Annotated in this window: 8 protein-coding genes; 5 read left to right on the forward strand and 3 right to left on the reverse strand. The window is 65.7% G+C overall.

What is annotated here, in order from left to right:
- Positions 1–24: 24 nt before the first annotated feature.
- Entirely contained in the window at positions 25–2,886 is a 2,862-nt protein-coding gene (locus tag EDF71_RS16605) for a nitrate reductase (protein WP_133857673.1), read from the forward strand.
- A gap of 20 nt (positions 2,887–2,906) precedes the next feature.
- Positions 2,907–3,713 (forward strand): uroporphyrinogen-III C-methyltransferase, encoded by an 807-nt coding sequence (cobA, locus tag EDF71_RS16610; protein WP_133857674.1) that lies wholly within the window; start codon positions 2,907–2,909, stop codon positions 3,711–3,713.
- Positions 3,714–4,931: 1,218 nt separating this feature from the next.
- On the opposite strand, the gene EDF71_RS16615 is transcribed toward cobA, so the two are convergent.
- The 3 genes from EDF71_RS16615 to cphA (EDF71_RS16625) form a co-directional block, all read right to left on the reverse strand.
- Entirely contained in the window at positions 4,932–5,420 is a 489-nt protein-coding gene (locus EDF71_RS16615; RefSeq protein ID WP_133857675.1) for a CreA family protein, read from the reverse strand.
- A gap of 66 nt (positions 5,421–5,486) precedes the next feature.
- Positions 5,487–8,069, reverse strand: a complete 2,583-nt coding sequence (gene cphA / locus EDF71_RS16620) for a cyanophycin synthetase (protein WP_133857676.1) — start codon at positions 8,067–8,069, stop codon at positions 5,487–5,489.
- Positions 8,070–8,148: 79 nt separating this feature from the next.
- Positions 8,149–10,329: a cyanophycin synthetase gene (gene cphA, locus EDF71_RS16625; protein ID WP_133857677.1), complete on the reverse strand. Its 2,181-nt coding sequence runs from the start codon at positions 10,327–10,329 to the stop codon at positions 8,149–8,151.
- Between the two features lie 223 nt (positions 10,330–10,552).
- On the opposite strand from cphA (EDF71_RS16625), the gene EDF71_RS16630 reads away from it, so the two are divergent.
- The 3 genes from EDF71_RS16630 (at position 10,553) to EDF71_RS16640 (ending at position 14,065) form a co-directional block, all read left to right on the forward strand.
- Entirely contained in the window at positions 10,553–12,901 is a 2,349-nt protein-coding gene (locus tag EDF71_RS16630; RefSeq protein WP_133857678.1) for an ABC transporter ATP-binding protein, read from the forward strand.
- A 24-nt stretch (positions 12,902–12,925) separates the two neighbouring features.
- Positions 12,926–13,405, forward strand: coding sequence for a DUF1854 domain-containing protein (locus EDF71_RS16635; protein WP_133857679.1), 480 nt, complete (start codon positions 12,926–12,928; stop codon positions 13,403–13,405).
- A gap of 198 nt (positions 13,406–13,603) precedes the next feature.
- On the forward strand, positions 13,604–14,065 hold the full coding sequence (locus EDF71_RS16640) for a hypothetical protein (RefSeq protein WP_133857680.1): 462 nt from the start codon (positions 13,604–13,606) through the stop codon (positions 14,063–14,065).
- Positions 14,066–14,119: the final 54 nt, after the last annotated feature.

Consider the following 14,119-nt stretch of genomic DNA (forward strand, 5'->3'; position numbering starts at 1 on the left):
TTCGCCCACCGGACGGAGCCGCCCATGCCCGAGACCCGATCCACCTGCCCCTATTGCGGCGTGGGCTGCGGCGTGATCATCACGTCCGACGGCCAGCAGATAACAGCCGTGCGCGGCGACCCGGCGCACCCGGCCAACCAGGGCAAGCTCTGCACCAAGGGCAGCAGCCTGCACCTGACGGCAGCGCCCGCGCTGGCGCGGCAAAGCCGCTTGCTGCAGCCGATGCAGCGCCTGCAGCGCGGGGCCACGCCCGAGGCCCGTAGCTGGGACACGGCGCTGGACCACCTGGCCGCCCAGCTGCTGCAGATCCATGCCGACCACGGGCCCGATGCGCTGGGCTTTTACCTGAGCGGCCAGCTGCTGACCGAGGACTACTACGTGTTCAACAAGCTGGTCAAAGGCTTGCTGGGCACCAACAACCTGGACACCAACTCGCGCCTGTGCATGAGCAGCGCGGTGGCCGGCTACAAGGCCACCCTGGGGGCGGATGCACCACCGGCCTGCTATGAAGACATCGACCTGGCCGGCTGCCTGTTCATCAGCGGCAGCAATATGGCCTGGGCGCACCCCATCCTGTTCCGCCGGGTGGAAGAGGCCAAGGCGCGCCACCCCGAGCGCAAGATCATCGTCGTTGACCCGCGCCGCACCGAGACCGCCGAGCTGGCCGATCTGCACCTGGCCTTGCAGCCGGGCAGCGATGTGATGCTCTGCCATGGCCTCTTGCACATCATGCTGGCCCAGGGTTGGGCCGACTCGGCCTTTATCGATGCGCATACCAGCGGCTTTGCGCAGTTGCATGCCATCGTGCGCGAGGCGACGCCGGAGCGGGTGGCCCAGGTCTGCGGTCTGGCGCTGGCTGATCTCTACCTGGCCGCCCAATGGCTGGCCTGGGGCGGGGCCGATGCGCCCGGCACGAACGGCGAACGCCTGCCCACGCTGAGCCTGTACTGCCAGGGGCTGAACCAAAGCAGCAGCGGCACGGCCAACAATGCGGCGCTGATCAACCTGCACCTGGCCACCGGCCAGATTGGCAAGCCGGGCGCCGGCCCCCTGTCCTTGACCGGCCAGCCCAATGCGATGGGCGGGCGCGAGGTGGGCGGCCTGTCCAACCTGCTCAGCGCCCACCGCGACATGGCCAACCCGCAGCACCGGGCCGAGGTGGCCCAGCATTGGGGCGTAGATGCCGTGCCGGCGCTGCCCGGCAAGTCGGCGCTGGAGATGTTCGAGGCCGCAGCCGATGGCCAGATCAAGGCCTTGTGGATTGCCTGCACCAACCCCGCGCAGAGCATGCCCGAGCAGGCCATGGTGCGCCGCGCGCTGGAGCGGGCCGAGCTGGTGGTGGTGCAGGAGGCCTTTGCCCAGACCGAGACGACCGCCTATGCCGACTGGCTGCTGCCCGCCACCACCTGGGGCGAGAAGCTGGGCACGGTCACCAACAGCGAGCGCCGCATATCGCGGGTGCGCGCGGCGGTGGCCGCGCCCGGCGAGGCCCGCCATGACTGGCAGATTGGTGTGCAACTGGCCCAGCGGCTGGAACGCCATCTGCGGCCCGGCCGCCCCAGCCTGTTTGCCTATGACACCGTGCAGGCCGAGCGCGGCTGCGAAGCCATCTGGATGGAGCACCGCGACAGCACGCGCGGGCGCGACCTGGACATCACGGGCCTGAGCTGGGCGCTGCTGGAGGCGCAAGGCCCGCAGCAGTGGCCGCTGCCCAGCGGCGCGGCCCAAGGGCGCCAGCGCCTGTACAGCGATGGCCGGTTTGCCACCGACGATGGCCGCGCCCGTTTTGATGCCCAGGCCTGGAAGCCGGTGGCCGTGCCGCGCGATGCGCACTACCCCTTCAGCCTGAACACCAGCCGCCTGCGCGACCAGTGGCATGGCATGAGCCGCACCGGCCAGCTGGGCCGCCTGTTTGCCCATGCCAGTGAGCCCAGCGTGCAGGCCCACCCGCAGGACATGCGCCGCCGGCAGCTGGAGGATGGCGACCTGGTGCAGCTGCACAGCCGCTACGGCAGCCTGGTGCTGCCGGTACTGGCCGATGCCGGCCTACAGCTCGCGCATTTGAACCTGCCGATGCACTGGGGCAGCATGCACCTAAGCGGCAGCACGGTAGACGGCCAGCGCCTGGCGGGCGTGAACGCGTTGACCACACCGGAGCGCTGCCCACGCTCCAAGCAGCCCGAGCTCAAGCACGTGGCGGTGCAGCTGGAAAAAGCCAGCCTGCCCTGGCAGTGCCTGGGCATGGCCTGGCTCGACGACTGCCAGGTGCTGGCCACGCGCCAGGCGCTTGCTGCGTTGCTGGGTGAGTTTGACTTTGGCAGCTGCGTGCTGTTTGGCCGGGCCGTGCCACTGGATGGCGCTGCCGGCCAGGGCCGCAATGGCGTGCAGTTCCGCGCTGCCGCACGCCAGGCGCCGCCGGCGGCCTTGCTGGCGCGTTTGCAGCAGCTGCTGCAGCTCGATGGCCCGCAGACTCTGCGCTATGCCGATGCGCAGCGCCAGTGCAGCCGCGCCATGGCCATGGGCGAGCAAGCGGGCGAGCCGGTGCTGCAGGCCTTCTTGCTCTGCGGCGATGCCAGTGCCGGCCAGTGGCTGGCGCCGGTGCTGCGCGATGAGCAATCGACGCGCAGCTTTGGCCGCCTGCTGCTGTCCTCGGGCAGCCAGGCGCCTGCCGCTTTGCCGACCCGCGCACGCCAGGTCTGCGCCTGCATGAATGTGGACGAGGCCGCCATTGGCGAGGCCCTGGCCCGCATTGACGGCGCGCCGGAGCAGCGCCTGCTGGAGCTTAAAAACACCTTGGGCTGCGGCACACGCTGCGGCTCCTGCATTCCCCAACTCAAGCAGCTGGTGCAGCGCGTGGCCCCGGCCGCGCTGGCCCCTTCTGCCTGATGCTTTTGAAAGGTCTTGCCATGCATGCCATTGCCACCACACCCCTTGCCGCCGGCCGCTGCTACCTGGTGGGCGCCGGCCCCGGCGACCCCGAGCTGCTGACCCTGCGCGCCTGGCGCGCCATCCAGGCCGCCACCTTGCTATTGGTGGACGACCTGGTCTCCGCCGACATCGTGGCGCTGGCGCCCGCTGCCACGCGCACCATCTATGTGGGCAAGCGCGGCGGCCGGGCCAGCACTTCGCAGGCCTTTATCGAAAAGCTGATGGTGATGGCCGCCCGCCAAGGCGAGACGGTGGTCCGCCTCAAAGGCGGAGACCCTTTCATCTTTGGCCGGGGCGGCGAGGAGGTCGCCCACCTGCAGGCCCAGGGTGTGCAGGTGGAGGTGATCAATGGCATCACCTCGGGCCTGGCCGCCGCCACCAGCCTGGGCGTGCCGCTGACCCACCGCGACTATGCCCATGGCGTTGTCTTTGTGACCGGCCATGTCAAGCCGGGTGGGGCGCCTCTGGATTGGCGCCAGTTGGGCGCGACGGCTGAGGCGATGTCGCTCAGCCTGGTGGTGTACATGGGGGTGGCCTCGGCGCCTTTGATTGAGGCTGGTTTGTTGGCTGGTGGCTTGGCGCCGGATACGCCGGTGGCTTTGGTGCAGAACGCTAGTTTGTCTTCTCAGCGGTCGGTGTTGACTTCTTTGTCTTGTTTGGTGAGCTGTTTGCAGGGGAGTGGGTTGGGGAGTCCTTGCATGATGGTGATTGGTCGGGTGGCTGGGTTGGCGGATGCTAGTTTGTTGTGGCAGGGGTTGGTGGAGCCGCTTGAGCGGCAGGCTTGATGGGCTGCTTGTGTTGGTGCTGCTGCTAGTCAGTTGTTGCTAGTTGGTTGTTGCAGCGCCTTTTAATGCGCTTTGTTTACTACTGCGTAGGGCAGTTGGCCGGGTCTCGCCCCGGCGGGCGAGGTACTTTTCTTGCGCGGCCAAGAAAAGTACCCAAAAGAAGGCCGCCCCTGCTGCTTGCGACCCTTCGCGTTGCGAAGGGCAACCTGTGTCGTGGCGTTTGCGGGGTGTGCCGCGAAACTCTCTACGCGCCAAGGCGCTCCGTTCGGACAGACGCGGCAAGCTAGTTCACGATGCACTGGCACTCTTCGGTGCGAGTGCCACCCCGCAAACGCCACGACCCAGGCGCATGCAAAAGGGGGGATTCGGGATAGCTTCTTTGAGCGGTGGATGATGCTGTCCTTCGCTTCTTGCTGGTTGGCTGGCCGTTGTGCTTGTTAATTAATTCTGTTTACTACTGCGTAGGGCGGCTGGCCGGGTCTCGCCCCGGCGGGCGAGGTACTTTTCTTGCGCGGCCAAGAAAAGTACCCAAAAGAAGGCCGCCCCTGCTGCTTGCGACCCTTCGCGTTGCGAAGGGCAACCTGTGTCGTGGCATTTGCGGGGTGTGCCGCGAAACTCTCTACGCGCTGAAAGCGCTCCGTTCGGACAGACGCGGCAAGCTAGTTCACGAAGCGCTGGCACTCTGCGGTGCCAGCGCCACCCCGCAAACACCACGCCCCAGGCGCATGCAAAAGGGGGGATGCTGAAACAGCCAACAGCCAACAGCCAACAGCCAACAGCCAACAGCCAACAGCCTTCGGGCCATCGCTGCGCTCGGCCGGTTTTGGGTGCCGAGCGTAGCGATGGCACACGTCTGCTCAGTTTCCCTTCTGAATGCGCCGAGGAGCACAGGGTATGGGCTGGGCAGTTGCACCGAAGAGTGCAACTGCTTCGTGAACTGACTCACCGCGTCTGTTTGAACGGAGCGCCTTGGCGCGTAGTGAGTTTCGCGGTGCAGCCCATACCCGAGCACCACAGGTTGCCCGCAGCGAAGCGGAGGGACGCAGTCAGCAGGGCGACCTTCTTTTGGGTACTTTTCTTGGTCGCCAAGAAAAGTACCTCGCCCGCCGGGGCGAGACCCGGCCAGCAGCCCTACGCAGTAGTAAAAAGCGCCTATTAAAAGGCGCTGTTAACAGCCAGTAGACAAGAGCAAATCAAGAAGCGCAGAGCAGCTACCGGTCACTTGACCGGAATAACCGTAGAGGAAGGCACCGCCACCGCCGTCACACTGTTCTGCGGCGAGCCCTCAATCACCTTGTCGGAGTACGTCATGTACACCAAAGTATTGCGCGCCGCATCCACCATGCGCACCACCCGCAACCGCTTGAACAGCAACGAGGTCCGCTCGCTGAACACCTCTTCCTGCTGCTTCAAAGGCTTCTCGATGCTGATCGGCCCCGCCTGCACACAGGCAATCGACGCCTCCGAGCGGTCCTCAGCCAGACCCAATGCGCCCTTGACGCCACCCGTGCGGGCACGCGACACATAGCAGGTCACGCCCTTGACCAGCGGGTCGTCATAGGCCTCGACAACGATCTTGTGGTCGGGGCCGATGAACTTGAACACCGTGTCCACCGAGCCGATGGTGTCCGGTTGGGCCCAGGCGGCCGTGGCGGCCAGGCAGCCTGCGGCGACGACGGCGTGGCGCCAGGAAGTGGTGGTCAGCATGGAGGGTTTCCGGAAAAGGGAAGGGACTGCACCGGCGCCAAGGCCGGTGCATGTGGGAGCAGAGGATCAGGCCTGGGCGGCGGCCTGGGCCACGTGGCGCTGCAGGTGCTCCAGCGCTTCTTCGACCTGGTCGACCAGGACCAGGCAGAGGTCGCCCGGTTGGAGGCGTGCCAGCGCGTGGTCGATGGCGATGAACTCGCCGTGGATGTCGGTCACGTAGCTGGTGCGGCTGGCGCCTTGCAGGCCTTGGCGCAGCAGCGCGATGACTTCGCCGTCGGCGCGGCCGCGTTGGGCGGCATCCTGGTAGAGGATCACGTCGTCGAAGGCCTCGCCCAGCATTTCGGTCTGGACGCGGATGTCTTCGTCGCGGCGGTCGCCGGCGCCGCTGATGACCACGCTGCGCTTGTTGGCGGGCATGGCTTCCACGGCCTGGATCAGCGCGCGGATGGCATCCGGGTTGTGGCCGTAGTCGGCAATGATGGTCGCACCGCGGTAGTCCATCACATTGAAGCGGCCAGGGGCGTTGTCGCTGTCGTTGACAAAGCCGGCCAGGCCACGGCGGATGGTCTGCCAGGGCAGGCCGGCGGCCCAGGCGGCGCCGATGGAAGCCATGACGTTCTCGACCTGGAAGGTGATCGCGCCATTGCGGGTGATCGGGATCTCGCGCAGCGGGATCGACTCGCGCCAGGAGCCTTCGGCGGCCACGATGCTGTCGCCATCGACATAGACGACGCGGCTGCCTTGCGCACGGTGCGTGGCCATCACGGGGTGGTGGCGGTCGGCGGCGAAGAAGATCACCTTGCCGGGGCAGACATGGGCCATCGCGGCGACCAGCGGGTCGGCGGCGTTGAGCACGGCGTAGCCGGTGGGAGCCACGTTCTGCACGATCACGCGCTTGAGCACGCCCACGTCTTCCTTGGTGGTGATGAAGTTCAGACCCAGGTGGTCGCCTTCGCCCACGTTGGTGACCACGGCGACCTGGCAGCGGTCAAAGCCCAGGCCTTCGCGCAGAATGCCGCCGCGTGCGCATTCGAGCACGGCGGCATCGGTCTCGGGGTGGGCCAGGGCGTTGCGCGCGCTGCGCGGGCCCGAGCAGTCACCGCTGTCGATCTGGCGGCCGTTGACGTAGACGCCATCGGTGTTGGTCATCGCCGTGCGCCAGCCGTGCGAGGTGAACAGATGGGCGATGACGCGGGTGGTCGTGGTCTTGCCGTTGGTGCCGGTCACGGCCACCAGCGGGATGCGGCCGTCGTTGCCGGCGCTGAACATCTCATCGACCATGGGCACGCCGACATGGCGGGGCTTGCCGAAGGAGGGCGCCAGGTGCATGCGCAGGCCGGGGGCGGCGTTGACTTCGACAATGCCGCCGCTTTGCTCTTCCAGCGGCTTGAGCATGGTTTCGCAGACCACGTCCACGCCGCAGATGTGCAGGCCAATGGTCTGGGCCGCTTCGATCGCGCGGGCGGCGATTTCGGGATGCACGTCATCGGTCACATCGGTGGCACTGCCGCCGGTGGACAGGTTGGCATTGTTGCGCAGCACCACGCGCTGGCCTTGGCCGGGCACGCTGTCGGGGGTCATGCCTTCGCTGGCGATGCGGGAGATGGCGATGTCGTCCAGGCGGATCTTGGTGAGCGCGGTGCCGTGGCCGGTGCCGCGGCGTGGGTCCTGGTTGACCAGGTTCACCAGCTCGCGGATGGTGTGCTGGCCGTCACCCAGGACCTGGGGTGGCTCGCGGCGGGCAGCGGCGACCAGTTGGCCACCCACCACCAGCAGGCGGAAGTCGTGGCCGGGCAGGAAGCGCTCAACCATGATCTCGTCGCCAAATTCGCTGGCGGTCTTGTAAGCGGCTTCCAGGCCTTCGCGGGTGGTGATGTTGACCACCACGCCCTTGCCCTGGTTGCCATCCTGGGGCTTGACCACGACGGGCAGGCCCACTTCCAGTGCCACTTGCCAGGCCTCGTTCACATCGGCCACAGGGCGGCCCATGGGCACGGGCACGCCAGCGGCATGCAGCAGGCGCTTGGTCAGGTCCTTGTCCTGCGCAATGGATTCCGCCACGGCGCTGGTCGAATCGATCTCGGCCGCCTGGAAGCGGCGGGCCTTGGAGCCCCAGCCCAGCTGCACCAGCGAGCCAGTGGTCAGGCGGCGGAAGGGAATGCCACGGGCGACGGCGGCATCGACGATGGCGCCGGTCGAGGGGCCGATGCGCTCGTCTTCATCCAGCTCGCGCAGCGCGGCAATGGCGGCGTCGGCATCAAAAGGGCTGTCGTTCAAGGTGGCCTGGATCAGCGCTTCGGCCTTTTCCATCGCCAGCTTGCCCACCGCTTCTTCGGTGTATTCGACGACGACCTGGTAGGTGCCAGGCTCGGTCGTCACATGGGTGCGGCTGAAGGTGACCGGGCAGCCGGCCTGCGCCTGCAGCGAGAGTGCGGCGACTTCGAGCACATGGGCCAGCGACAGGGCCTGGTCGGCGCCATGGGGCTGCAGGGGGGCGATGTTGGGGAAGCGCGCGCGCAGTTTTTCTTCAAAACCGGGGATGGTGCTGTAGCGCTGTTCGCTGTCTTCACAGCGCACGATGGTCTCGATGGCGGTGCTGCGGGTCCAGAGATTGGGGCCACGCAAGGCACGGGTGCGGGAGAGCTGCATAGTGTTTCTTTCAGATGGAGGGCCCGCTGAATCAGCGGGCCGTGCATGCTTGTCGTCGTGGAGAGCCGTGTCCGGCGTATCAGGCGTTGTACTCGAAGGTCTTGATACCGGCACCGATCAGATCGGGGGTGATATCCAGCGCCCAGGCCGTGGCGATGGCGGCAAGCAGGGCCGAGGTGTCGGGCTTCTTGCCGCCCGGCAGGCTCAGCGCATCGAGGGTGCCCAGCACGCGCTCTTGCGCGCCGGTGGCCAGCACCACGTTGTTGCCCTTGATGATGACGGCGCGGCCGCCTTCGTGCTGGGCTTCGGTGTTGGCGCGGTGGGCGGCCACGGCTTCGTTCTCTGCCTGGGTCGTGTACAGCACGACTTCGCCATCGCAGAGCTCGGCCAGGTCGGCCACTTCGGGCAGGTCGGCGTTGAGCACGCCGGCGCCTTCGTCCAGCACCACATCGATCTGGGTGCGCATCACGCGGCGCATCTGGCCGGCTTCCAGCACATCGTGGTCGGGCAGGGCTTCGTAGCCTTGCATATCGGTCACCACACCGACCAGGCAGCGGTCGTAGGCCAGGCCTTCTTCCAGAATGGAGCGTGCCGTGGTCTGGATCACCGCGGCTTGCGCCAGGCGGTTGGTCAGCAGGCGGTGGGCGCCGGCCCAGTTGGCGGTATTGGTCTTCTGCGTCTGGCGGTTGGACAGGAACATGCCCTCGTCGCTGGCCACACCGGTGAGCTTGCCCGACAGCTGCAGCAGCCAGCCGACCAGGCGCGCGATGAAGGCGTTGTTCTGCGTGCCGACAATGCCGACGATCGGGATGCGGCCTGCACCGGCACCTTCTTCGCGGGGGAAGAGGTGGTCCGCAATGGCCATGCCGACCGGGCGCGGTGCGCCGCTGGTGGGCTTGAGGTGCATCAGCAGGCCGGGGCCGGCATTGACTTCCAGAATCGCGCCCTGGCCTTGCATCGGCTGGGAGACGTCCTTGAGGATCATGTCCATGCCGGCGATGTCCAGGCCGACGATCTTGGCGGCCAGAACGGCGTAGTAGGCGACATCGGGGTGCACATCGTCCAGGCAGTCGATGGCCATGTTGCCATTGCGTTGCAGCAGCACGCTCTGGCCTTGGGCGATCACGCTGTCTGGCGTGACATGCTGGCGGTTGAGTTCGAGCTTGACGGCGCCGGCTTCCAGCTTGATCCAGTCGAGCGGGTACTCTTGCTCGGGACCACGGCGGGGGTCTTCGTTGAGCACGGCCACCAGCTCACGCAGGGTGGCCTTGCCATTGCCGTAGACGCTGACGGTCTCGCCCTTGGTGGCCGCGACCACCTTGTCGCCCACCACCAGCAGGCGGTGCTCAACGCCGTCGATGAACTTCTCGACGATGACGTCCGAGCCTTCGGGCTGGGCCAGTGCAAACGCGGCCTTGATGTCCGCCTCTTTGGACAGCTCCAGGGTCACGCCACGGGCGTGGTTGCCGTCGGAGGGCTTGACGGTGACGGGGAAGCCGATTTCCTGGGCCACTTCCCAGGCTTCTTCGGGGCTGGCCACGATCTGGCCTTCGGGTACGGGCACGCCGCAGGCGGTCAGCAGGCGCTTGGTGAAGTCCTTGTCCTGGGCAATGCCTTCGGCAATCGCGCTGGTCTGGTCGGACTCGGCCGTCCAGATGCGGCGCTGTGCAGCGCCATAGCCCAGCTGGACCAGGTTGCCATCATTGAGGCGGATATGGGGAATGCGGCGCTCGCTGGCGGCATCGACGATGCAGCCGGTCGAAGGGCCGAGGTAGCGGTCATTGATCGCCGTCTTGATCGCGTGGACCGCCGGCTTGATGTCGTAGGGCTCGTCGTTGATGGCGGCCATCAGCAGCTGGTGGCCATGCTCCAGGGCGACGCGGGCCACGGCCTCTTCGGGGCAGCGGAACACCATGCGGTAGACACCGCGCTTGGAGATCTCACGCGTCTGGCCGAACTCGGCAGGCATGCCGGCCAGGTTTAGCAGCTCGATGATCACGTGTTCCATCACATGGCCCATCCAGGTGCCGCCTTCAAGGCGCTGGATGAAACCGCCGCGTTCACCGACGCCGCAGGTGTGCTCGATCAGGTCGGGCAGCCAGGTGGTGAGGCGCTCGTTCAGCCCGGGGATCTTGTTCGAGGGATAGTCCTCCAGCTCTCCAAGGTCCAGCCAGACCTCCAATACGGGGCGGTAAGTCCAGACGCTGGGGCCGCGCAAAAAGGTCGTGCGCAAGAGTTGGATGGTATTGAATTTCGCCATATCGATCAACGGATAAACATAAGTAACAATTCCGGGGGGAATCGCCGTAGATGGGAAAGCATTGTGCGCCCAAATGAGGCAGATTAATCGCTGTCAGCCTATTGGGCGTGTCAGACGTTAAAGACAGATGAGGGCGGGGCGGCCCATGCCGCGGTTCGCCACAATAATATGCGGTTGTTCACCGGACAACTGCCACCGCCCCGTGCGGAGAGAAAAACGCCATATGCAACATCAACATTCCGCGGACGCGTCAGCATTCTTTGCGGGTCCGCTAGGAACCCAATTGCGAGCCAAGCTCAACAATCTGGAAAACGTGCTTGCCGTCACTCCCGTTGACTTGACCTCTGATTTGCGCTTCGGCAGCGGCCAGGTGGTTCTGACCTCGGAGCGCCTTCTGGCCTTTGATACCGATGCCCAGCAATGGAGTGAGTGGGTACTTTCGCCTGATTTGAGCCTGCGTTTTTTTGACCATGGCGGTGTGGGCAGCCTGGAGCTGCACGACAGCGCGCAGCGCCTGGGCCTGTGGCGCATCACCCTGAGCCACCAAACGGCGGTACTGGGCCTGATGCAGCAGTTTGAACGCCAACGTGAGCGCTTGCTGCGCAACGAGGCCTACCAGGTGGTGGAAGACGAGCGCTCGCTCTGCCCGGTCTGCGGCAGCGTACTGCCCCCCGATAGCGAAGAATGCCCTGCCTGCGCCCGCCAGCAGAATGCACCGACATCGAGTTGGGTGCTGCTGCGCCTCTGGCGCTTTGCCCAGCCCTACAAAATGCAATTGTTGTTGGGTTTTGTCTTGACGCTCTGCACCACGGCCGCCCAGCTGGTGGCGCCGTACCTGACGATTCCGCTGATGGACAAGATCCTGATCCCGTTCCAGAACGGCGAGAAGATCGATGCCGGCCTGGTGCGTTTTTACCTGGGTGCGCTGCTGATTTCGGCGCTGATCGCCTGGCTGCTGGGCTGGGCGCGCACCTTTGTGCTGGCGCGCGTCTCTGAGCGCATCGGCGCCAATTTGCGCACGACCACCTACAACCACCTGCTCAAGCTCTCGCTCGATTTTTACGGCAGCAAGCGTACCGGTGACCTGATGGCCCGTATCGGCGCCGAAACCGACCGCATCAACCTGTTTCTGTCGCTCAACGCGCTGGATTTTGCGACCGATGTGCTGATGATCGTGATGACCTCGGCCATCCTGTTCTCGATCAACCCCTGGCTGGCCCTGGTCACCCTGGTGCCGCTGCCGTTTATTGCCTGGATGATCCACACCGTGCGCGACAAGCTGCGCACCGGCTTCGAGAAGATCGACCGCGTCTGGTCCGAAGTGACCAATGTGCTGGCCGACACGATTCCCGGTATCCGCGTCGTGAAGGCCTTTGCGCAAGAGCAGCGCGAGGCCGACCGCTTTGCCGCCGCCAACCAGGTCAACCTGGAAGCCAATGACCGGGTCAACAAGACTTGGTCGCTGTTCACCCCCACGGTCACCCTGCTGACCGAAGTCGGCCTGCTGATCGTCTGGGCCTTTGGTATCTACCTGGTGGCGGGCGGCTCGATCACCGTCGGTGTGCTGACCGCCTTTATCGCCTACATCGGCCGCTTCTACACGCGTCTGGATTCGATGAGCCGCATCGTCTCGGTAACGCAAAAGGCCGCTGCCGGCGCCAAGCGCATTTTTGACATCCTGGACCATGTGAGCAACGTGCCCGACCCGGTCAACCCGGTTAAGCTGGGCAAGGTGCAGGGCGCCATCACGATGGAGAACGTCGGTTTCCGCTATGGCAGCCGCACCGTCATCAAGGACCTGAACCTGCAGATCCGCCCCGGCGAGATGATTGGCCTGGTGGGCCACAGCGGCTCGGGCAAGAGTACCCTGGTCAACCTGATCAGCCGTTTCTACGACGTGACCGATGGCTCGATCCAGCTCGATGGCGTCGATGTGCGCCGCATTGCGGTGTCCGACTACCGCAGCAACATCGGCCTGGTTTTGCAAGAGCCCTTCCTGTTCTTCGGCACCATTGCCGAGAACATTGCCTACGGCAAGCCCGATGCGACGCGCGAAGAGATCGTTGCCGCTGCCCGCGCCGCCCATGCGCATGAGTTCATCCTGCGCCTGCCCCACGGCTATGACTCGCTGGTCGGCGAGCGCGGCCAGGGCCTGTCCGGCGGTGAGCGCCAGCGTATCTCGATTGCGCGCGCGCTGCTGATCGATCCGCGCATCCTGATCCTGGACGAGGCGACCTCGGCCGTGGACACCGAGACCGAAAAGGAAATCCAGCGTGCGCTGGACAACCTGGTGCAAGGCCGCACCACGATTGCGATTGCCCACCGCCTGTCGACCCTGCGCAAGGCCGACCGCCTGGTGGTGATGGACCGTGGCGAGATCGTCGAAGTCGGATCGCATGACGCGCTGATGGCCCAGGAAGGCGCCTACTGGCGCCTGTACATGGCGCAGGCACGCCGCGCCGAGGAGGATGCCGAAGCCGCTGGCGTGGTCACCGCGCGTGCGGCGGGCGTGACCTATGACATGCAGTCCCTTCCCAAGTCCCATGTGGACGGGTCCGATGAAAACCGCTGATCTGCAGCCCAGGAAAGCCTTGCCATGACTTTGACTACTTCTTCCGCACCGCTGCCGCTCAGCCGCAATGCCTTTGGCCGCCTGGTGTTTCTCAAGGACGGCGCCCCGCACCAGGTCAACCCGGTGCGCGCCTTTCCGCTGTCGGCCCCGTTGCACGGCATCTCCCTCATTGGTGAAGACGGCAAGGAAGTGCTGTGGATCGCCGATATGGAGGCCGTGGACCCGGCCGCCCGTGCGCTGCTCGACGAGGACCTGGCCGCGCGCGAATTCCAGCCGCTGATCGAGCGCATCCTCAGCGTCTCGACCTTCTCGGTGCCCAGCATCTGGGCTCTGGAAACCGACCGGGGCCCCGTTCAGATGACCTTGAAGGCCGAAGAGGACATCCGCAAGCTGCACGGCCGCCAGAATCTGCTGATCACTTCGGCCGATGGCGTGCACTACCGCCTGCCCGATACCAACCGCCTGGACAAGGCGTCGCGCAAGCTGCTGGAGCGCTTTCTCTAAGCGGCTTATCCACACCCCCATACCCCAGGCCCGGTTTTCCGGGCCTTGGTTTTTAGGGGGCCCTGGAGTGCTGTTCCTGTCCCCCATGCTTTAGTCGGTCTGCTATTTGCAGGCATAATGCAATTCATTTGCAATAGTGGCGCGTCTGCCCCGGCTCTCGGGGGAGTGCGCCACTTGGTTTGATCGTCTGCCTCGCCCGTGTCCTCCCTGCGCTTCTTCCATCCCCTGTCTGTCTCGGCGCATGCGCCGAGGCCGCTGCGTGGCTGGGCGGTGGCGCTGCTGTGCTGGCTGTGTTTTGCGCAGCTGTGCATGCCGCTGCTGGGCAAGCTCCATGACATCAGCCACCTCTATGCCAGGGCGCTGCAAGCCGCTGTTGTAGCGACATCGTCGGCCACGGCTGGCGAGCGCGATGGCAGCGATAGCGTGGTCAGCCCCGGCCATGGCGTGCATGACCTGTTTGGCAAGCACTCCGAAGCCGATTGCCAGGGCTTCTCGCACATGGCCTTGGGTGCTGGCCTTCTCTGCCATGCGCTGCAAGCGCCCTTGCTGCGGGCGGTGCAGGAAGCAGCACCGACCGTGCTGGCCATCTTGCTGCGGCAAAGCCCGGCGCTGTTCTTTGCGCGTGGGCCTCCCTCTCTCATCCCCTCCTTGTTTCATTGACACGGCCGTTCACCCCTGAGCTTTGATGGCGCAGGGCAGCGCAGGCCGGTCTGT

The organism is Comamonas sp. JUb58, from assembly GCF_004364775.1.
Classification (GTDB): domain Bacteria; phylum Pseudomonadota; class Gammaproteobacteria; order Burkholderiales; family Burkholderiaceae_C; genus Comamonas.

Bases quoted from the DNA above. Each gene is read 5' to 3' on its own strand.
- EDF71_RS16615 (WP_133857675.1), bottom strand. From the start codon at position 5,420: ATGCTGACCACCACTTCCTGGCGCCACGCCGTCGTCGCCGCAGGCTGC.
- EDF71_RS16635 (WP_133857679.1), top strand. From the start codon at position 12,926: ATGACTTTGACTACTTCTTCCGCACCGCTGCCGCTCAGCCGCAATGCC.
- cobA (WP_133857674.1), top strand. From the start codon at position 2,907: ATGCATGCCATTGCCACCACACCCCTTGCCGCCGGCCGCTGCTACCTG.
- cphA (WP_133857677.1), bottom strand. From the start codon at position 10,329: ATGGCGAAATTCAATACCATCCAACTCTTGCGCACGACCTTTTTGCGC.
- EDF71_RS16605 (WP_133857673.1), top strand. From the start codon at position 25: ATGCCCGAGACCCGATCCACCTGCCCCTATTGCGGCGTGGGCTGCGGC.
- cphA (WP_133857676.1), bottom strand. From the start codon at position 8,069: ATGCAGCTCTCCCGCACCCGTGCCTTGCGTGGCCCCAATCTCTGGACC.
- EDF71_RS16630 (WP_133857678.1), top strand. From the start codon at position 10,553: ATGCAACATCAACATTCCGCGGACGCGTCAGCATTCTTTGCGGGTCCG.